Source organism: Nonomuraea cypriaca (assembly GCF_015645445.1).
In the GTDB taxonomy this organism is placed as follows: Bacteria; Actinomycetota; Actinomycetes; order Streptosporangiales; family Streptosporangiaceae; genus Nonomuraea; species Nonomuraea cypriaca.
Window position 1 is genome coordinate 1 of sequence record NZ_JADOGI010000072.1, and the last position, 20,280, is coordinate 20,280.

Here is a 20,280-nt window from a genome sequence, read left to right on the forward strand (position 1 = left end):
GGGCCGGGCGGGGCGACCACCTGGAGCGCGTCGGCGTTGCCGGGGCTGAGTGCGACCGGGGCCTGCCCCGCGATCAGGTCCGCGGCGCCGAGGCTGGTGTTGACCAGCACCCTGGTGACGTCGCGCAGCCCGAACCGGCTGCCCACGGTGGGCGGCACCAGCACGGACGTGCTCAGGTTACGCTCGCGGCGCAGGTCGCCCAGGACGCCGATCACCGTGTACGCGTGCCTCCCGATGAAGATCGCGGGAGCCCGGTCGAGCCGGGTGATGCCGAGCGCCTTCGCCGCCTGGTCGCCGATCACCGCCACCCGGTCGCCCCGCTCGATGTGCCCGGCGTCGTAGAACCTGCCCTGGACCATCCTGCCGCGCGCCGCCTCGGGCAGCCCGGTCGTCGCCGCCAGCACGGTCAGGGACTGCGCGGTGACCCTGGTCGGGTCCACGATGTCGGTGGATCGTACGGACAGGTTCGTGCTGTCCTTCGTCTCGGCCATGGCGGCGGCCGACTCCACGCCGCGCAGCCTGGTCAGCCGGTCGACCGCGGTCCATTCCACCAGCGGCACGTTCTCGGATTCGGGGACCTCCACCGTGATGGCGGTGGCGACCAGCTCGTCGAAGCGGCCGACGATCTGGTTGCCCGCGGTGGCGGCGACGCCGAGCGTGACGACCAGCGTGGTGATGCCGAGCACGGTGCCGAGCGTGGTCAGCGCCGAGCGCACGGGCCTGGCGAGCATGCCGGCGAACGCCTCGCCGAACAGGTCGCGTACGTGCATCACTCCTCCACCAGCACGCCGTCGGTGATCCGCACCCGCCGCTCGGCGCGCGTGCTGACCTCCCGGTCGTGGGTGATGACCACGATCGTCAGGCCCTGCTCACGCAACTCGTCGAACAGGTCGAGCACCGCCTCGGTGTTACGGCTGTCCAGGTTGCCGGTTGGCTCGTCGCACAGCAGCAGCGACGGCTCACCCATGAGGGCCCTGGCGATGGCCGTGCGCTGGCGCTCGCCGCCCGACAACCGGTCGGGCGGGAACCCCGTCCGGTGGCCGAGGCCGACCCGCTCCAGCGCCGCCAGGGCCCTGTCCCTTCTGCCCGCGCGAGGCTGACGGCCGTAGATCTCGGCGAGCATGACGTTCTCCACCACGCTGCGATGGGACAGCAGGTGGAAGGACTGGAAGACGAAGCCGATGCGCCGGCCGCGCAACCGGGTCCTGGCGCCGTCGCGCAGCGCGGTGGTCTCGGTGCCGTCGAGCCGGTAGCTGCCTGAGGTGGGCCGGTCCAGCAGGCCCAGCACGTTCAGGAGCGTGGACTTGCCCGAGCCCGATGGGCCGACGATCGCCACGTAGTCGCCGTGGTCTGCCCGGAGGCGGACGTCGTCGAGGGCGCGTACCGGGGGCTGCGCGGGGAACTCCCTGCAGATCCCGGTCAGCTCGATGACCGGCTCAGCCACCGCTGATCACCACCCGGTCGCCCTCCTTGAGCGCGCCGGTGACCTCGACGTTCCCGTCGGCGGCCAGGCCGGTGCGCACCTCGACGTCCCTGGTCTTGTCGGTGGCGTACTCGACCCGGACCCGTGCTCTGCCGTCCGCCGAGGTGATCACCGCGGCCACCGGCACCACCAGCACCGGGTCATCGGTCGCGCCCACCGTCACCCGCGTCGTCACCGCCGTCCCCACCTTCAGCCCCTTCGCCGAGGCGGGGGTGAGCAGGACGGGCTGGGCGCCGTCCTGCGGCTCCTCGGCGCCCGGCACCTTGGCCTTGTCGCCGACCGCGGTGAGCGTCGCCGGGTACGTCTTGCCCGTGTCGGCCTCGATGGTCGCCTTCATGCCTGGCCGCAGCAGGCCGGACTCGGCCGCCTCCACCGACCCCGTCACCATGAACGTCGAACTGGTCACCGTGGCGACCTCGTCCTCGACGCGCTGCCCGGCCTTCGCCGTGACCTTCTGCACCCGGGCGGGCAGCTTCGGCAGGAACACGACCTCGCCGGGCGGGACAGACGTCCCGTACGTACGCGCGAACTCGGCCAGCATCGACTTCGCCGCCGCCACGTCCTTCTTCGCGTTGGCCACCTTGAGCCTGGTGGGGGAGAGCTGCCTGGCCTGGCGCAGCGCCTGGTCGGCCGTGACCTGCGCGTCCTTCGCCGTCCGGACAGCCTTGCGCAGCTCTGTCAGCCTGTCGTCCCTGGCCTGCCCGGCCTCCTCCAGAACCCGGTCGCGCGCCTCCCTGGCCGCCGCCAGATCGGCCCTGGCGTTGCCGGCCCGCATCTCCAGCAAGCGCGTGTCGACAGGAGACCGTGTGTCGACAGGAGAGGTCGTCGCGGTGATCCCCGGTTGCGGCGTGGTGGTCGCGGTCACCACCGGCGCCGGGGGGTTCTCGGCCGCGTCCAGGGCCTGCACGGCCGCCGCCAGCTTCTCCTCGGCCGCGCGCACGGCCGTGTCCGCCGCCGCCAGCTTGGTCTCGTCCTCGAGCGTCAGCTCCCGCGACTCCGCCTGGTCCAGCGCGCTCCGCGCCGCCTTCGCGTCGGCCTCGGCGTTGTCCAGCTTGACCTTCAAGGGCAGCACGTCCCGCCCCCGGTCAAGCTCCTGCCGGTGGGTGGCGAGGGTCTCCTCTGCCGTCTGTACGGCCCTGCGCAACGTGTCGTACGCCTGCCGATCGGGCAGCGTCGGCTGCTGGGCCTCGTACCCCTTCTTGGTGTAGAGCCTGGTCACCGCGGCGATCGTGGCCTGGTCGAACACGCCGGACGTGGGGCCGCCGAAGCCCAGCCTGCGCAGCGCCCGCTGCAACTGCTCGACGTCGTCGCCCTTGGCGCCGGGCGCGATCGTCCTGTGCATCGGCACGGACCCGCGCAGCGCGAACACCGGGCGGCCGTTGACCTCCATCAGCACCGCCCCCTCCTTGAGCCGGCCCTGGCGCGGCGCCCGGGTGGCCCGCTGCAGCTCGGACGTGCCGCCGACCACCCCCGCCAGGCTGATCGGCAGCGGCGAGCCGTATTCGAGGGTGCCGCTGACCACGACGGTGCTGACGAGCTCGCGGTGCTCGACGGCGGCGGTGACGAGCGAGGGCTCGGGGGCGGCGCGGCGGGCCGCCTCGTCGGCGGGCGAGCGCAGCCGGGTGCTCACCGCCCAGCCCGCCGCGGCGACGAGCACGACGCCGGCGACGGTGCCGGTGAGGACCTTGCGTGGGGATTTCATGAGAGGCATCCGAAGGCGAGGGCTTTATGGGAGGTGCCAGGCGAACTGGTCGTCGATCCGCCGCCCGATCGCCGTTTGCCGTGGCTCGTAGGCCGGGTAGAAGCTCTTGCCGCATTCCAGGTCGTCGAGTGCGGCCTTGATCTCCTTGTTCAGGTGCTGCCTGGCCTGAACCGAGGAGACGTGCTCGCGCAGCCTCGTCTGCTCGGTCGCGAAGATCCGGCCGCGATCCGCCATGGCCGTCGGTTTGGTGTCATCGAAGGTGTGGCCCTTGCTCTTCATGCAGCCGGCCATGGCGGCGGCCAGCTCCACCAGTCCGGGGTCGCCGTCGAGTTCGCGGCCAATCGCCTGTTCGCGGGCCGTGAGCATCTGGATGAGATGGTCTGAGGCCGACTTCAGGGTCAGGCCGAGGGCCTGCTTGCCCGCCCTGATCGCGCAGGTGTCCTTCGCCTTCATGTAAGCCTGCGCCTGGGCCGTGGAGAGCTTGCTCACGATCTTCATATTCGGGTCCGCTGCGGCGGCGTCCGCGCCTGACTGGCGCATCATCTCCTCGGGGTAGACCTCAAAGGCCCAGGCCCCGAAACCGTATTTTTGGCGATATTTCAGCATCGCCTGGTAATCACCGGCGGCGCGCTTGCGCTCCTCCTCGGTCTTCTCCTGCTTCGGAGGCACGTACGCGACGTACTTGAAGCCCTGCTGCTTCATGCAGTCGGCCTTGATCGCTTCGAACCGCTGCTTCTTGCCGGCGGCCGGGCTGGGCGAGGGCGACGTCGCGGCGCTCTCCGCGGTGCCCCCGCAGCCGCAGAGCACGGCCGCTGCCAACGGCATGGCGAGGGTCAGGCGGGAACTCTTGAACATGCCGCAGGATAATACTCTGTTGAACGAAGTATGGTCAACTCGTGCCGAAGCCGAACTGCTCGTTGACCTGCCTGTCGACTGCCGACTGCTTCGGCTGGTAGGTGGGATAGAAGTCCTTGCCGCACTCCAGGTCGTCGAGCGCGGCCTTGATCTCCCTGTCGAGATAGGGCCTGGCCTGCTCGGGGCTGAGGGTGGGCGCGTAGATGAGCGGGACCTCGCCCTCCTTCGGCGGAGGGGCGACGTCGGGCACGTCGTCGCGCTGCTCCCGGCCGAGCCTGTCCTCCTGCGCGCGGAACACCGTGCTGCCGTGCTCCGACATGGCCGTCGGCGAGGTGTCGCCGACGGCGTAGCCCTTGCCCTTCAGGCACGTGGCCATGTCGGCGGCCGGCTCCACCAGTCGCGGATCGCTGTTGAGCGCGCTCTTGAGTGCCCGGTCTCTGGCGGTGTACATCGCGGCCATGTAGTCCGTGTCCGACTTGATGTCCAGGCCGAGCACCTCATTGGCCGCCGTCGTCATGCAGCCGTTCAGTGCCTTGTGGTACGCCTGCAGCTGCGACTTGGAGAGCGCGGACTGGATGGCCCAGTTGGGGTTGATCTCTGGGTTGTCGGGCTTGACCGCCGGGTTGCCCATCTCCTTGGGGTAGACGTACAGGGCGAACACCCCGAAGCCGTATTTTTCGCGGTATTTCCGCATCGCCTCGTAGTCGCCGGAGGCGCGCCTGCGGTCCTCCTCGGTCGTCTGCCGTGTGGGCTGCACGTACGCGACGTACCTGAAGCCCCGCTGCTTCATGCAGTCCGCCTTCGCCGCTTCGAGCTGATGCCTCTTGCCCGCGGCGGCCGGGCTGGGCGAGGGCGCGGCGCTCCCGGCGGCGCCCCCGCAGCCGCTGAGGACTGCCAGGCCGAGTACGGCCAAGGTCGGAAGGGATGGCTTGAGCATGCTCTTGACCATACTCCGTTCAACGTAATATGGTCAATCCACGCAGTACCTCGGCTGCCGGAACGGCGCCAGCGCCGCACCCAGGGTCAGCAGGAGCAGCACCCCCCAGTACGCGAGGTGCTGCCTGGTCAGCACGTCGGCGTGCAGCAGCACCTGACCGGAGGCGGCCGCCAGGTAGATCCCCGCGCCGAGCGCCCACCGGTGGTCGCGGGCCAGGTAGCCGCCCGCCACCGCCAGCCCGAACGCCGTGCCCTCGACGGCCATCCTGCTCAGGCTCAGCGGGAATGCCGTCTCCACCGCCATCCACGCCGGCCCCGCCCACGCGGCGCCCACGACCGCCGCCCACCACCACCATGACCTGACCCGCACCGGCCGCCGCCGCGCCGTGAGCACCAGCAGCCCGATCAGCACGACCGCGTAGCCCCCTGCGACCACGAGCGGGTCGCTGTCCGCGAACAGCCCCCGGTCGCTGAGGAACGACGGCTGGACCGGCAGCAGGGTGACGTCGAACGGCTGACGGCCGTCCGCGACCGCGACCGCCTTCACGCCGGTGACGAGGGTGAGCAGGAACGCCGCGGTCAGCCGACCGCGCTGGACGGCCAGCAGCGCGAGCGCCGACAGCAGGATCCACAGCGGCATCGCGCCCGCGTAAGGCAGCAACGCCGCCAGGTTGGCCGCCGCCACGGCCATGACGCCCAGGTGCAGGCCGTCCGCCCAGGCAGGGCCCGCCGCCTGGGCGACGATCCGGCTGCGCACACCGCCCGCCAGGAGGCCCCACGCCTCCCGGAGCACCGGAACCGTCCGGCCTGGCCCGGCCGACTCCAGCAGGACGTCGAGCAACTCGTCGCCGTGCGCGGCGCGGTACTCCTTCGGGTACGCGAGCAGCAGCCGGCGGTAGCGGCGCTCCAGCGCCCGCGTGCTCCCGATGGACTCGACGGGCTCGACGGGCTCGACGGCCGTCATGGGGTCGTCGGCCGCAGGACGAGGGAGGCGGCCGCCTGCATCCGTCTGGCCTCGGCCTCCACGAGCGCCTGGCCCTGGTCGGTGATCCTGAAGTAGCGGCGGTTGCGGCCGTTGACGGTCTCCTCGCGGTCCACGGTGATCACTCCGCGCTCGTTCAGGCGTTCGAGGATGCCGTAGAGGGTGCCGACCGACGGCTGGACCCGGCCCTCCGACAGCTCCTTGATCGACTTGCTGATCGCGTGCCCGTGCAGCGGTCCTGAGCGCAGGGCGGTGAGCACGAAGTACATCGGCTCGCTGACTTCTGACGTTCCCCTCGGCATGGGACCGAGATTATTCCGTTGAACGAAGCGTCCGCAACGCCCGGCGGCCCCTGGGAGGCCGCCGGGCGGACGGGGATCACTTACAGCGGTCGCCGTTCAGGTGGAAGACCTCAGGAACCGGGTTGGGGCCCGAGGCGTTCGTGCCGACGAAGCCGAACGTCACGGACCGGCCAGGCTTGATCTTGTCGTTCCAGCTCAGGCTCCTGGCCGTCACGACCGAGCCCGACTGGGACAGCGTCGCGCCCCAGCCCTCCCTGACGCGCTGGCCGCTCAGGAACGACCAGCGCAGGCTCCAGCCGTCCACGGTCCGCTTGCCGGTGTTCTCGATCACGACCTGGCCGTTGAACCCGCCCGGCCACGAGCCGTGCGCGGTGTAGCGGACCCGGCAGTCCGACCGCTCGCCCTTGTCGGCCAGGAACGCCGAGACCCAGGCCAGCGGGGAGTTCCAGTTGATCGTCAGCTCGTTCGTCGCCCACGACTCGATGTCGTCGATGTAGCAGAACTGCGGCTCGCAGCCCTGCAGCAGCCGCTGGGCCACGGGGTCCTGGATGGCCGAGTTGGGGCCGCCGGCCAGCGTGCCGCGCGGCGGGTTGGGCAGCTCGGGGTCGAGCTGGCGGGCGTACCAGCGGCTGTGCTGGTTCTTGGAGGCCACCTCGCCGTAGCCGGTCACGTACGACTGGTTGAGCGCGTTGCGGCCCAGGATGTAGTCCATGCCCTCGCGTACGGCCGCGCGGTACTTCTCCTGGCCGGTCAGGTCGTACGCGGTGGCCATGACGACCATGTTGTTCAGCACCAGGTTGTTGGAGCCCCAGTCGAAGTCCGGCGGGTTGTACGGCAGCCCGTACGCGTGCCCCCGCTGGATCGCCAGATACTTCTCCGCGCCCTCGGTCACCGACTGCCGCACCCGCGCCCGGTCGGGGATGGCGTTGGGCACGGTCGCCAGCTCCAGGCGGCCGAGCTGGGCGGTGTTGCCCCAGTCGAAGCCGCGCTCGCGCCAGATGTCGCCGGTGTGGTGCGGCGAGGCCAGCACGAACTCCTTGAACTCCTTCTCGCCCGTCGTGATGAACAGCTCCGCCGCCGCCCAGTAGAACTCGTCGCTCACGTCGCCGTCGTTGTAGGCGCCGCCGCCGATGCCGTCGTTCGGGTCGGCGTACCGCTCCGGGTCGGCCTTGGCCGCGGCCCACGCCTTGCGGGCGGCCTTGAGGGTCCTGGCGGCGAACGCCGGGTCGTACGGGGCGAACAGCCGGGCCGCCTGCGCCGCGGTGGCGGCCAGGTTGAGCGTCGCGGCGGTCGAGGGCGGGTGCAGCTCGCGCAGCTGCGGGTCCAGGTGCGGCAGCAGCGGCAGCCCGGTCCAGTTCTGGTCGTGGATCTTGTGGTGCGCCATCCCCGCGTGCGGCTCACCGTCGGGCACCTGCATGCTCAGCAGGAACTCCTGCTCCCAGCGGGCCTCGTCCAGCACGTCGGGCGTGCCGTTGCCGCTCTCCGGGATGTTCAGCTGCCCGTCCTCGAAGGCCGCCTTGTCCCGTTCGTACGCGGCCATGAGCTGGTGGACCGAGATGCCGCCGTTGACGACGTACTTGCCGTGGTCGCCGGCGTCGTACCAGCCGCCCTTGACGTTCAGGGAGTAGTCGCAGACGCCGGGCTGGCAGGGGACGCTCACGTCGCCCTGGTTCGGCGCCGCGCCGGCGTGACCGGCGGGCCGGCCGTAGCCAGGTCGGAGGTCGTCGCGGATCTCGATGCCGCTGCGCTGCGTGTAGTAGAACTTCAGCGCGTCCGCCGGCAGTTCGTCGTAGATGTCGGCGGCGATGTCGAACGGCCGGCTCGTCTCGCCGTCGGCCGTCAGCGTGTAACCCTCGCCGGGCTTCTTGTAGGAGCTGAAGTCGAGCGTGTGCGTGTTCTGGCCGGAGCTCGCGTCCACGCCCCTCGGAGTGGTCCGGCCGTTGGCCACCGTCTCCTTGCCGGCGTTCTTGAGCTCCCAGTCCAGCGCGGCGGTCTCGGTGGTGACCACGGTGGCCTTCTTGGGGCCTGTGGGGAGGTAGCCGACCATGTTCACGCGGACCCGGGGGCCCGTGTCCGGCTCGTAGACCTCGGGTTCGGCGCCGCCCTTGAGCGACACGTCGTCCATGCAGAACCTCCAGGGCTCGGCGCTGCCGCCCACCTGGAAGACGACCTGGGCGTTCGGCAGCGACACGGGGGCGGTGAACGTGTAGGAGTAGTCGTTGCCGGAGACGCTCAGCTCGGGAGCGGCGGACAGATACTGCGTGTACGGGTCCACCGGGAACTGGATCAGCGCCCTGCCGACCTTGGCCGGGGTCGCCGAGGCGCTGAACGCGTAGGCGTACGTCTCGCCGGCCACCAGTGGGATGTCGTCCTGGCCGATGATGACGTCCCACGGGTTGGCGGTGCCGCCGGGGACGTCGGTGCAGAGCCGTCCCTCGTCCGTCGCGAGGGTGACGTTGGGGGTGCCCCACCACGGGGCGGTGCCGGTGTCGAAGGTGCCGTTCACGATCTGCTCGGGTCCCTCGTCGGCGTGCGCCGTGGCGGTGGGGGACAGGGCGACCATGGTGAGGAGGGCCAGTAAGGCGGCCCGGCTTCGGGTCATGAAGCTCCTTCGAGGGGAATGGGAGCGCTCCCAACGGAGCTTTCCGATCCTCCTTTCCCGCCGCCGCGCAGTCAACGGGTCCGCACCACCGGGCTTCGAAGACGGTGAAACTTTCATCCGGCGGCGCCGGGCCGGGCGCCGCCGGGCGGAAGGATCAGGGTGCGGCCGGCCGCCACATCGGCCAGAACAGCGTCCCGTCGGGCAGCGCGAACGGCTCCAGCGGCTGGTAGCCGTGTCGTGCGTAGAGGTCGCGGCTGCGTACGCTGCTGGCCTCCAGGTAGGCGCGCGCGCCGTCCAGCCGGTCGTGCCGGTGGCGCAGCAGCGCCGTGCCGAGCCCCTGATTCTGGCAGTCCGGGTGGACCGCCAGGAAGGCCAGATGATGGTACGGCTCCGCCGGATGGTTGCTCTCGAACAACGCGTCCAGCTCGCGGAACCGGCTGGCCCACTCGCCCGTGGCCTCGTCCAGGCGGCGGTCGTAGTCGGCCGGCTCTGGCAGCTCTGAGGTGTGCGGGAGCCAGACCGCGGCGGCCGGGCCGTCGTCGATCACATGGACCTCGCCGTGCTCGAGCGCGTGGTCCACGAAGATCCGGAAGTTGGCGGTCAGGACCTTGTGCCGCTCCCTGCGGTCGGGCACGAGGTAGGCCACCGATCTCAGCTCGGCGAACGCGGTCGCGATGAGCTCCGCGACCTGTCCCGCGTCCTCGGCCGTCGCGCGGCGGACGGCCGGCCTCATCGCGAACATCTCTTCCATGCCCAGGTCTCCTCTCATCGGACCAATGTGGTGTCCTGGGCGGTGGCCGCCTTGGCGCCCATCCCCACCTGAGAGTAAACGGCGGGTTGTCCCGCCCGCAGGACCAGGGCCCACACCACGCCGAGCAGGGCGGCGACGCCGTACACGGCGGGCAGGATCAGGGCCAGCGGGTCGCCCTCCGGCACGCCGAGCGCCGTCGCGAAGTTGTCCAGCGCCAGCCACACCATCACGGCCAGCGCGATCGCGGCGGGCACGGGCGCGATCACCCGCCGGCCGAGCGTCTCGCCGCTCGGGTTGCGGCCGAAGAAGACCAGCACCGCGATGGAGGTCGTGAAGATCAGGAGCAGCACCCCGAGACCGCCGAACGCGCCGCCGTAGAAGAACATCTGCACCAGCGGGTCCAGCCCGAGCACGGCGTAGAGCACGATCACGACCAGCCCGAACGCGCTCTGCGCGAGCGAGCCCGCGCTGGGCGCGCCGGTGCGGGCGGCGGTGCGGCCGAAGACCGCGGGCAGCACCCGCTCGCGGCCGAGCGCGAAGAAGTAGCGGGCGGTGGTGTTGTGGAACGAGATCATCGCGGCGAACAGGCTGGTCACGAAGAGCACCCTGGCGATGTCCACCACGGTCGTGCCCAGGTGGGCGGTGGCGAGCACGAAAATGGTGTCCGCCTGGTCGCGTCGCGCGGTGGCGACGATGTTCGACGGGCCGGTGGCGACCGTCATCGCCCAGGACGACAGCGCGTACAGGCAGGCGATGATGGCCACGGACGCGTACGTCGCCACCGGCACCGTACGCCGCGGCTCGCGGCTCTCCTCCGAGAACACCACGGCCGACTCGAACCCGACGAACCCGAGCGTCGCGATCACCAGCAGCGCACCCACGCCGGGCACGAACAACGCGTCCGGCGACAGGGTGGCCATCGAGAAGCCGGCCGGGCCCGGGTTGATCAGGTCGGCGAGGTCGAACAGCAGGATGACCACCACCTCGGCGGTGAGCAGTACGGCCAGCACGCGGCCGTTGACGTCCACCCGCATCCTGCCCAGCACCGCCACCAGCGCCCACGCCACCAGCGACACCACCCACCAGGGCGGGGTGATGCCGAACCACTGTTCGACCAGCGGGGTCGCCGCCGCGCCGAACGCGCCGTAGAGCGCGGCCTGCAGCACGTTGTACGCGATCAGCGCCACCCAGGCGGCCGCGACGCCCGCGGGACGGCCGAGCCCGCGGCTGATGTAGGTGTAGAACGCGCCCGCGTTCGCCATGTGCCTGGCCATCGCCACGTAGCCGACGGAGAACACCGTCAGCACGATCCCGACCACCAGGAACGCGATCGGCAGGCCCGTGATGCCGGTGATCGCGTACGCGGTGGTGACGACCCCGGCGACGACGGTGAGCGGCGCGGCGGCCGAGAGGACGAAGTAGACGACCGTGGGCGCGCCGAGCCGGTCGGCGGCGAGGGCGCCGGCGACCGGATCGGAGTCGGCGCCGGTGTTCACGGAACGCATCGAGATCCTTTCTGGGGGTTTGCAGAGTTCGGTGTACGGCTCAGGTGCGATAGGTCAGTACGGCGTCACCCACCGCCGCGCGGACCAGACGGCTCAGGTCGCTCAACGGCGGGGGCATCGCGGCCAGCACGGCGGTCAGGAAGGGCCGCGCGACCCGGAGATCGGCGGGATCGTCGAGCACGGTGCCGGTCAGGTCGCACGCGTCCACCAGCGTGGCCAGGGCCATGTCCTGTGACGCCAGCGGCTCGCGGCGGACCAGCGCCAGCCGCAGGCGTGTGGTCGGCCACATAGCCTGGACGAAGTCGGTGGAAAAATAGCGGGGCTGTTTGCGCCTGAGTAGTTTTGGGGCCTCCTGCCGAAGTAACCCGGTGGCTTCCATGCGGGCGCTCACGTCCGCGACGGATCGTCGCGCGAGGTAAGCCAGCCAGGTGCGTACGCCGGTGTGGTGCGGCGAATTACCGATATCGGTCAGCACCGTGTTCGCCAGGCCGTCCCCGGCCGGCCGCGAGTCGACGACCTCGAGACTCACACCGCGTACGGCGACCCGCCGGTCCAGCACGAGTTCGCCGATGAGCGCGCCGGCCAGCCCCAGCGCGATGCCCTGGACGTGCAGCCGGGGTTTGCCCGAGCCGGTCGTGTCCCACGAGACCAGGAAGAAATCATCGGCAAGCACCTTGAATCGGTCCGCTCACTATCGCTTTAAAGGACAACCGGCTTTCGGACATGGCGGATGGCCGCCAGCCGAAACATCTATCAAGAACATCATCATCCGGCTAGACCCTATTTACGGCTTTACGGCGAATCAGATTAATCACTGATTAACGGCCAATATGACGAGTTATCCTCATATATCAAACGAGTGGCGTGGTGAGGCCGCCGCACGCGACACGAAACCAGCAGGTCAGAGATGTGTTGGGTGCGGCGCGCGGGGGCCGGTACGGTCGAAAGCATGCGCGCCTACCGAGCCTGCTCGCGCTCCCGGTCCACGGCGCCGGTCGCACTGGTCGCACTGGTCGTGCTGGTCACCGCCTGCGGCGGCGCCGTGCCCGCCGCTCTGGACGCGCCGGCCGACTCGCCGTCGCCCACGGAGCCGGTGTCGCCCACCAGCCGGGCGCTGGCCGGGAAGGTCGTGGTGCTCGATCCCGGGCACAACGGGGGCAACGCCGCGCATCCCGAGGTGATCAACCGGCAGGTCGACATCATCACCCGGCGCAAACCCTGCAACACGACCGGCACCCGGACCCACGCCGGATACCGGGAGCACGCCTTCACCTGGGACGTCGCCGTCCGGCTCAAGCCGATCATGGAGGAGATGGGCGCCAGGGTGGTGCTCACCCGGGCCGACGACCAGGGAGTCGGGCCGTGCATCACCGAGCGGGCCGCCATCGGCAACGCGGCGGGGGCGGACGCGGTCGTGTCCATCCACGCCGACGGGGCCGCACCGCACGGGCGCGGGTTTCACGTGATCATGCCGGGGCTGGTTCCCGGGCACAACGACGACATCATCAAGCCGTCACGGCGGCTCGGGCTGGCCATCAGGAACGCGTACCGGAGCGGCACCAGGCTGCCGTACGCCGACTACGTCGCCAAGGACGGACTGCAGGCCAGGACCGACCTGGGCGGGCTCAACCTGTCGAAGCGGCCGGCCGTGTTCCTCGAAGCCGGCAACATGAACAACCGGCGCGACGCGGCCAAGATGTCCGACGCCGCCTTCCGCGAGCGCGTCGCCACCTCGCTCGCGGCCGGGCTCAAGCAGTATCTGCGGAGGTAGCCCCTGCCGGGCTATCCGTCGCGGCAGAGGGGCGTGCCTCCGACCACGCAGGCGATGTCGTCGAGTTGGCAGCTCATCAGGGTGCCGTCCATGCCCAGCACGAGCACGAACTCGCACCGGGACGGATCCGTCAGCAGGACCTTGCCGACGACGCCGTTATCCAAGATCACGGTCGGGCGGACTGCCGCTTGTTCCATGCCCTCGTGACTCCTCTCCGGTCAGGGGCGGGTCCGGCGTGCGGACCCGTCTCCATCAGGATGCACAGGTGAAGGCCATGAGCGCATCGGCCATCCGGCTCTAATTCCCGGTCCTTCGCAGGCCCGCCCCGCAGGCGCGCGTTCGCCTGACTCGCCGGGGAGCGAGAACGTGTTCTGATTCAGCGGGGAGTCCTTCCATGGGCGACTAGTAGTATGACGCCCAAGTTGTCCCGGGGGAAGGAGAATGCCCCTCGTGACCGAGCTTGAGCGCGTTACGCGCTGAACGTCCCAAATTCGGCCTGGGTGTACGACTACCTACGGTGTGTCGCGGCTGCCCATCGAGGGCGGCGTCGGGTCAGAGCCTGATGATCTGGCTGTAGTCCTTCAGTTCGATACCGGTCGCGTACCTGTCGGCGACCTTCATCATCAGGCCGAGCAGGAAGCGGTACCTGAACATCCAGTTCCGCATCCGGATCCGCGCCCTGGTGGCGGGCGCGAGGAAGGGGCCCGCGTTGCCGTTCTCGGCCACCTTGGCGTAGCCGCGGAGCTGCCGCTCGTACGCGGCGAAGGCCGCGTGGTGGTCGCCGCCGGCCGCGGCCAGTTCGCCCGCCAGCACGTACGCGCCCACGACGGCCAGGCCGGTGCCGAAGCCGCCCAGGGTGTTGCCGTACGCCGAGTCGCCCAGCAGCACCACGCGGCCCTTGCTGTAGTGGTCGATGGAGACCTGGCTGATCGAGTCGAGGTAGACGTCCTCGGCGCGGTCCACCGCCTTCATGATCTCCGGGGTCCGCCAGCCCATGCCGGCGTAGACGCGGGCCAGGACCTCCTTCTGTGCTCCCGCGTCGTACCGGTCGTAGTCGAGCGGTTCTGAGGCGAAGACGAAGAACGCCGACGCCTTCGTGCCGCCGGCCGCGGCCATCCGGCCGGGCTCGTTGTACATCCTCGGGACCGTCCCGAAGTCCTCGTCCAGCTCGACCAGGGCGTAGTAGTGGCCGAGGTGCCTGACATAGGCAGATTCGGGGCCGAAGGCGAGGCGGCGTACGTTCGAGTGGATCCCGTCCGCGCCCACCACCAGGTCGAACGTCCTGGGGGCGGAGCGCTCGAACGTGACGTGCACGCCGTCCTGGGTCTCGGTCAGCGAGGTGATGGAGTCGCCGAAGACGTACTCGCAGGCGGGGGCCGTCCGGTCGTAGAGGATCCTGGACAGGTCGCCGCGCCTGATCTCCAGGTCGCCGCCGGTGAACTCACTCGGCACGACCGCCAGTCTGCGGTCGTCCGCGTCGACGATCTCCTCGTCCACGCCGGCGGTTCGCTGCGCGCGCACGGCGTCCATGATGCCCATGCGGCGCAAAACGGTGAGGTGGGTCTCGCCCTTGAAGTCGACGGCCTGACCGCCTGGCCGTAGGGCGGGGGCCTTCTCGACGACTGTGACGTTGAAGCCGTACCTGATGAGCCAGTGGGCGAGTGCCGGGCCGCCGATGCTGGCGCCCGAGATGAGCACGTTGGAGTTACGCATGCCTGGCAGCCTCGCCAGCGCGGCTGACTAACGGCTGACGGTTTCGCCCAGGAGTGTCAGCGCGTCGTCCCTGCCCATCGCCACGCCCCTCGCGTACGCCGCCGCGAACGCCTCGTGACCCAGCGCGTCCGTCGCGGCGGCGGCGGTCCTGGCGACGTCGCGGTCACCGGCCACGGCGGTGCCGCGCAGGGCCACGGCCGCGCCGAGCAGCAGGGCCGCGCGTTCGGCCGTACCCGTGATGAGGGCATGACCGGCCAGTCCTTCGGCGACGTCGGCGAGCTCGACGGCCAGCCCCGACTCCAGCGCGGCCGCCAGCGCCTGCCGGTGCCTGAGCGCGGCCTCCGGCACGTCCCCGGCCGCCTCGGCGAGCCGCCCGAGCGCGGTGAGCAACGGCCCCCTGATGACCTCGACGTGATACCCACCCGCCTCCGCCGCGTCGGCCGGGTCGAGTCGCGGGGCTGCCCCGGCGATTGCTGCGTCGGGTTGCTGGGCTGTCGCGGTGATGGCCTCCGCGGTGTCGGGTCGTCGGGCTATTGCGGCGGCGACCGGGTCGAGGTGCGGAGCCACCCCGGCGAGCGCTGCGTTGAGTCGTTGGGCTGCGCTGGTCAGGTCGCCGTTCAGGCGGGCTATCTCGCCGAGTTGGAGGTGGGCCCATGCCATCAGGTCCGGCCGCCCCAGCAGCCGGACCAGGTCGGCCGCGCGCTCGTAGTCGGCGTGCGCGGCGGCGGCGTCGCCCGATCGCCAGTGGGCGTCGGCGCGTCTGGCCAGCACGTCCACCAGCTCCTCGCGGGCGCCCAGCTCCTCCAGCAGGCCGACGGCCTCCTCCCACAGCCCCATGACGCGCGCCCACTCGCCGCGCCGGCTCCCGATGTGGGCGAGCCAGTCGAGCGCCTGGGCCTTCCCCCAGCGCTCGCCCACCGCGCCGAAGTCGGCCAGGACGGACACGAGCTCCCGCTCCGCTTCCGCGACCGAGCCGTCGAACAGCGTCAGCAGCGAGCGGCCGAGCCGGCCGAGCGCGCTGCTCCACGGATCGGCGGCGAGCACCCCTTTGACCTCTTCAGAGCCGGGCGGCCCCGCCGTCATCCCCCAGAGGGCCGGGCCGAACCGGTAGCGCATCGGCCGGTCGAGTGACTCGATGATCGCCCGTGCCCGTTCCCAGTGCGGTGACCCGGCGTCGGGTACGGCGTGCAGGACGGTCAGGACGTACTCGTCGGTCAGCGCGGCCGGCGGTTCCGTGCCGATCGCGTCGAGGAGGCGTACGGCGTGGTGGGTGGCCTGGCCGCGCCGCCCGCTCAGCCACCAGTACATCGCCAGCGTGGCGATCAGCCGCAACGCCGCCGGCCTGTCGTGCGCCACGCTCCAGTGCAGCGCCGCCCCCAGGTTGGCGTCGTCGGCCGACAGCGTGGCCAGCCAGTCGAGCTGCTCGGCCCGGTAGAGGTGCGGGTCCGCCTGCCGCGCCAGCTCCAGGCACCAGGCGGCGTGCGCCTGACGCAGCCTCGGCTCCTCGCCCGCCGCCGCCAGCCGTTCCAGGCAGAACAGGCGGATCGTGTCGAGCATCTGGTAGCGCTCGCCGTCGGTCTCCACGAGCGACTTGTCCACCAGTCCCGCCAGCGGACCGGCGCCGTCCCCGCCGCACACCCGCTCGACCGCGGCCAGCGTGGCGCCCCCGGCGAACACCGAGAACCGCCTGGCCAGCGCCTGCTCCTCGGCGTCGAGCAGGCTCCAGCTCCACTCCACGACCGCGTGCAACGTCTGGTGGCGGGCGGCGGCCGTCCGGTCGCCGCGCGAGAGCAGCTGGAACCTCCCGTGTTCGGCCAGCCGGGCGGCGATCTCGGCCACGCCGTACGTACGCACCCTCGCCGCCGCCAACTCGATGGCCAGCGGGAGCCCGTCGAGGGCGGCGCAGATCCGCAGCACCGCGTCCAGGTTGCCGGACCCGACCGTGAAGCCCGGACGTACGGCCGCCGCCCGGTCGGCGAACAACCTGACCGCCGGGTAGCCGAGCGGGTCCCCTGCAGGGACGCCGTCGGGAACGGGGAGCGGGGCCAGCGGGACCAGGTGCTCGCCGGTCAGGCCGAGCGGCTCCCTGCTGGTGGCCAGGATGGTCAGCCCCGTGCAGTCGGCGAGCAGGCGGCGGGCGAGGGCGGCGGCCTCGGCAATCACGTGTTCGCAGTTGTCCAGGACGAGCAGAAGGTCCCGATCGGCCAGCGCCGCCACGAGGCGTTCCCCAGGACCGGGCAGGCCCGCCGTGTGCGGACGCAGCGCCGGCTCCCGCAACCCGAGCGCACCCAGCACCGCCCGCGCCACCTCCCCCTCAACCAACGACAAATCCACAAAACACACCTCCCCACCGCCATCTCGACCACCCGCCGAACCGTGGGTCCGGGCACCTGGGCGGCGGGTGGTCGCCTCGATGGCGAGGCGGGTTTTGCCGGTGCCGCCTGGGCCGACGATGGTGACGAGGCGGGTGGTACGCAGCTCCGCGAGGCGGGTCAGCTCCTCTTCCCGCCCCACGAAGCTGGTGAGCTGGTCCGGCGGCGCGGCCCTGGTCACGCGTGGCCGGCCACGGAGGATCTCCAGGTGCAGGGCCGCCAGCTCAGGCGAAGGGTCGGCGCCCAACTCGTCGGCGAGCAGGCGGCGTACCTCGTCGAACTCCGCCAGCGCCGCCCCCGGCCGGCCCGCCGCGTGCAGCGCCCGCATCAGCAGCCCGCGCGCCCGCTCCCGCAGCGGATGCGCGGCGACGAGCTCCCGCAGCGCCGCCACCGGCGCGCCGTCCGGCAGCGCCAGCTCCGCCTCCATGAGGTCCTCGGTGGCGGTCAGCCGCAGCTCCTCCAGCCGGTACGCCTGCACCCCCGCGAACGGCGCCTGCGCCACGTCCGCCAGCGCCGGCCCCCGCCACAACGCCAGAGCCTCCCTGAGCACCGTGGCCGCGCCCGAGGGCCGCCCGGAAGCCAGCAGCCGCCGCCCCTCGGCGGCCAGCCGCTCGAACAGGTGCGCGTCCACGGCGTCCGGATCGACGGCGAGCCGGTAACCCGCCCCATGGGACTCGATCAGCCCGGCGGGCAGCCGCCGCCTGAGCCGGGAGATCTGGGCCTGCACGGCGTTGGAGGCGCCTGAAGGGGGCCGGTCGCCGTACTGGCCGTCGATGATGCGCTCGACGCTCACCGGTCGTCCGGCGTCGAGCAGCAGCAGCGCGAGCAGGGCGCGCGGACGGGGGCCGCCGACCGCGACCGTCCCGCCGCCGGGGGACCGCACCAGGAGCGGGCCCAGAATGCCGAACTGCACGAGCCCGATTGTCCCCCAACCGCAGCCGTACGGGCGCGATGCCTCCTTTTGAGCAGGCGCGACGGAATCATCGTTATGTCGTACGAAGGCACGTACGCGCCGGCCACGGGTCAACCCTGCGCCACGCCCGCCTGCTCAGGCCACCGGCTCCTTCTGGCTCGGCGCCGGCAGGTCCACGCTGTCGCGCAGCGTGACCGGCTTGAGGAACAGCGCCGCCACCACGCCGATGACCGAGATGGCCGCCGAGATCAGGAAGATGTGGCCGGTGGCGTCGCCGTACGCGGTGGTCACGATGCCCTTGAACGGCTCGGGCAGCGCGGCGATGTCGAGGGTGCCCGCGCTCGCGCCCGCCTTGGAGGGGTCGATCCCGGCCTTGGCCAGTCCCTCGCTGATGCCGGACGCGACGTGGTTGGCGAGGACCGCGCCGAGCACGGACACGCCGATGGTGCCGCCGAGCGAGCGGAAGAACGTGATCGCGCCGCTGGCCGCGCCGAGTTCGCGCAGCGGGACGGTGTTCTGGACGGCCAGCACGAGGTTCTGCATCGTCATGCCGACTCCGGAGCCGACCAGCAGCATCGCGGCCATCATGAGCGGGATCGGGGTCTGGTGGTCCGTCGTGGACAGCACGAGGAAGCCGACGGTGAGCACGAGCGAGCCGACCACGATGTACGGCTTGATGCGGCCGCTCCTGGAGATCATGCGACCGGTGATCGTCGAGGAGATCAGCACGCCGAGCATCATCGGGATCGTGAGCAGGCCCGCCTCGGTCGGGCTGAAGCCGCGGCCGGTCTGGAAGTACTGGCCGAGGAAGACCGAGCCGCCGAACATCGCCATGCCGACCGCGAGGCTGGCCACGATGGCCAGGGCGGGCGTACGACGCCGGATGACGTGCAGAGGCACGACCGGCTCCTTGACCTTCGACTCGACCAAGGTCGCGAGCGCCAGGAGCAGCACCCCGCCGCCGACCATGGCGCCGGTCTGCCAGGAGAGCCAGTCGAAGGAGTTGCCCACGAAGGTGACCCAGATGAGGATGACGCTGACGCCTGCGGCGATCAGGGTGGCGCCCACGTAGTCGATCTTGACGTCGGGCCGGCGGACGCTGACGACCTTCAGCGTCTTCTGCAGCATGAAGAAGGCGATCACGGTGAACGGCACCGCGACGAAGAAGCACCAGCGCCAGCCCAGCCAGGAGGTGTCCGCGATCAGCCCGCCGAGCAGCGGCCCTGCCACGGTGGCGACGGCCATGACGCCGCCCAGGTAACCGTTGTACTTGCCGCGGTCCTTGGGGCTGATCATCGCCGCGATGATGACCTGCACCAGGACCTGCAGGGCGCCCATGCCGAGGCCCTGCACCGCGCGGAAGGTGATGAGCTGCGCGGTGTCCTGGGCGAAGCCGCAGGCCAGCGAGCTGACCATGAAGATCCCGATGGAGATCTGGAGCAGCAGCTTCTTGCTGAACAGGTCCGCCAGCTTGCCCCAGATCGGCGTGGACGCCGTGGAGGCCAGCAGCGAGGCGGTGACCACCCATGTGTACTGCGACTGTGTGCCCTTGAGCGCTCCGACGATCTGCGGCAGCGCGACCGACACGATCGTGGCGCTGATCATTGCGACGAACAGCACCAGCAGCAGCCCGCTGAGGGCTTCCATGATCTGCCGGTGCGACATCGGTTCCGTGGCTGGAGCCGTAGCCGTTGGTGCGCTCACGCGCAACCTCCCCGTAAGGTTCTTGGTAAAAGAGTGCTCAGTGGGAAACTTTTCTCAATGAGCATATATTCCCGGACATAGGATTAATGTCATCATGGGAACCACGGTTGGTCTGCGGGAGCGTAAGAAGGCTGAGACGCGCCAGGCAGTACACGAGGCAGCACTACGCCTGGTAGTGGAGCACGGACTCGACGCAGTCACGGTCGAGTCCATCGCCGACGCGGCGCACATCTCGCGGCGGACCTTCTCCAACTACTTCGCCGGCAAGGAGGACGCCCTCCTCTACGGCGAGGAGCAGCGTGTCCGCACCCTGACGGAGCAGATCCGGGCCCGGCCACCGGGGGAGACGGCCTGGCAGGCGCTGTGCGCTGCCGCGGGAGAGCTCCTGGAGAACGTGGGCGAGCCGGAGCGCGAGTGGGCGCAGCGCACCCGGCTGGCCAAGCAGCACCCCTCGCTGCTGGCCAGGCAACTGGCCAACCTGGCGGCGCTGGAACGCGACCTGGCCGAGGCGGTGGCCGGGCGCGAGAGCCCGGTCCCGCCCCGGCTGCTGGCGGCAGCCTTCATGACCGTGATGCGCCTGGCCCAGCACCTGTGGATCGAGGAGGAGCAGGCCCGCACCATGCGCGAGGTCGTGCTGGAGACCCTGGACCAGATGGCCCGCTCCTTCACCTGAGGGGAGACCTGAGGGG

At 70.9% G+C, this 20,280-nt stretch carries 17 protein-coding genes; 2 read left to right on the plus strand and 15 right to left on the minus strand.

The genetic code is table 11. The features are described from left to right. The 11 genes from ITP53_RS23540 to ITP53_RS23590 form a co-directional block, all read right to left on the minus strand. The coding region (locus tag ITP53_RS23540) for an ABC transporter permease (RefSeq protein WP_195897600.1) at nt 1-770 on the minus strand (770 nt) is incomplete at its 3' end. Beyond that, nucleotides 770-1,444: an ABC transporter ATP-binding protein gene (locus ITP53_RS23545; protein ID WP_195897601.1), complete on the minus strand. Its 675-nt coding sequence runs from the start codon at nt 1,442-1,444 to the stop codon at nt 770-772. The genes ITP53_RS23545 and ITP53_RS23540, both read right to left, overlap by 1 nt. Then, nucleotides 1,437-3,185: a peptidoglycan-binding protein gene (locus ITP53_RS23550; RefSeq protein ID WP_195897602.1), complete on the minus strand. Its 1,749-nt coding sequence runs from the start codon at nt 3,183-3,185 to the stop codon at nt 1,437-1,439. The genes ITP53_RS23545 and ITP53_RS23550 overlap by 8 nt, the downstream gene beginning before the upstream one ends. A gap of 24 nt (nt 3,186-3,209) precedes the next feature. Further along, the gene (locus ITP53_RS23555) at nt 3,210-4,040 is read right to left on the minus strand and encodes a hypothetical protein (protein ID WP_195897603.1); all 831 of its coding nucleotides are present in this window, start codon (nt 4,038-4,040) and stop codon (nt 3,210-3,212) included. Nucleotides 4,041-4,074: 34 nt separating this feature from the next. After that, nucleotides 4,075-4,977, minus strand: coding sequence for a hypothetical protein (locus tag ITP53_RS23560; RefSeq protein WP_195897604.1), 903 nt, complete (start codon nt 4,975-4,977; stop codon nt 4,075-4,077). 33 nt (nt 4,978-5,010) lie between these two features. Next, nucleotides 5,011-5,940 carry a hypothetical protein gene (locus tag ITP53_RS23565; protein ID WP_195897605.1) on the minus strand — a complete coding sequence of 310 codons (930 nt, stop codon included), beginning with the start codon at nt 5,938-5,940 and terminating at the stop codon, nt 5,011-5,013. Beyond that, nucleotides 5,937-6,260, minus strand: a complete 324-nt coding sequence (locus tag ITP53_RS23570) for a PadR family transcriptional regulator (RefSeq protein ID WP_195897606.1) — start codon at nt 6,258-6,260, stop codon at nt 5,937-5,939. Before ITP53_RS23570 ends, ITP53_RS23565 begins: the two co-directional genes overlap by 4 nt. A gap of 76 nt (nt 6,261-6,336) precedes the next feature. After that, nucleotides 6,337-8,862, minus strand: coding sequence for a glycoside hydrolase family 9 protein (locus ITP53_RS23575; protein ID WP_195897607.1), 2,526 nt, complete (start codon nt 8,860-8,862; stop codon nt 6,337-6,339). Between the two features lie 154 nt (nt 8,863-9,016). Next, nucleotides 9,017-9,631, minus strand: coding sequence for a GNAT family N-acetyltransferase (locus tag ITP53_RS23580; RefSeq protein WP_207756341.1), 615 nt, complete (start codon nt 9,629-9,631; stop codon nt 9,017-9,019). Next, nucleotides 9,628-11,118, minus strand: a complete 1,491-nt coding sequence (locus tag ITP53_RS23585) for an APC family permease (RefSeq protein WP_195897608.1) — start codon at nt 11,116-11,118, stop codon at nt 9,628-9,630. The genes ITP53_RS23580 and ITP53_RS23585 overlap by 4 nt, the downstream gene beginning before the upstream one ends. A 40-nt stretch (nt 11,119-11,158) precedes the next feature. Then, nucleotides 11,159-11,791, minus strand: a complete 633-nt coding sequence (locus ITP53_RS23590) for a GOLPH3/VPS74 family protein (protein WP_195897609.1) — start codon at nt 11,789-11,791, stop codon at nt 11,159-11,161. A gap of 276 nt (nt 11,792-12,067) precedes the next feature. Between ITP53_RS23590 and ITP53_RS23595 the strand changes: the two genes are divergently transcribed. Further along, entirely contained in the window at nt 12,068-12,889 is an 822-nt protein-coding gene (locus ITP53_RS23595; RefSeq protein ID WP_195897610.1) for an N-acetylmuramoyl-L-alanine amidase, read from the plus strand. An 11-nt stretch (nt 12,890-12,900) separates the two neighbouring features. On the opposite strand, the gene ITP53_RS23600 is transcribed toward ITP53_RS23595, so the two are convergent. The 4 genes from ITP53_RS23600 to ITP53_RS23615 all read right to left on the minus strand — a co-directional run bounded on the left by ITP53_RS23600 (nt 12,901) and on the right by ITP53_RS23615 (nt 19,534). Further along, nucleotides 12,901-13,086 carry a hypothetical protein gene (locus ITP53_RS23600; RefSeq protein WP_195897611.1) on the minus strand — a complete coding sequence of 62 codons (186 nt, stop codon included), beginning with the start codon at nt 13,084-13,086 and terminating at the stop codon, nt 12,901-12,903. A gap of 355 nt (nt 13,087-13,441) precedes the next feature. Further along, nucleotides 13,442-14,602 (minus strand): FAD-dependent monooxygenase, encoded by a 1,161-nt coding sequence (locus ITP53_RS23605; RefSeq protein WP_195897612.1) that lies wholly within the window; start codon nt 14,600-14,602, stop codon nt 13,442-13,444. Between the two features lie 27 nt (nt 14,603-14,629). Further along, nucleotides 14,630-17,887, minus strand: a complete 3,258-nt coding sequence (locus ITP53_RS23610) for a BTAD domain-containing putative transcriptional regulator (protein WP_195897613.1) — start codon at nt 17,885-17,887, stop codon at nt 14,630-14,632. Between the two features lie 135 nt (nt 17,888-18,022). Beyond that, nucleotides 18,023-19,534, minus strand: a complete 1,512-nt coding sequence (locus ITP53_RS23615) for an MDR family MFS transporter (RefSeq protein ID WP_207756342.1) — start codon at nt 19,532-19,534, stop codon at nt 18,023-18,025. A 151-nt stretch (nt 19,535-19,685) separates the two neighbouring features. Between ITP53_RS23615 and ITP53_RS23620 the strand changes: the two genes are divergently transcribed. Further along, nucleotides 19,686-20,264 (plus strand): TetR/AcrR family transcriptional regulator, encoded by a 579-nt coding sequence (locus tag ITP53_RS23620; protein ID WP_195897615.1) that lies wholly within the window; start codon nt 19,686-19,688, stop codon nt 20,262-20,264. The last annotated feature ends 16 nt before the right edge of the window (nt 20,265-20,280 follow it).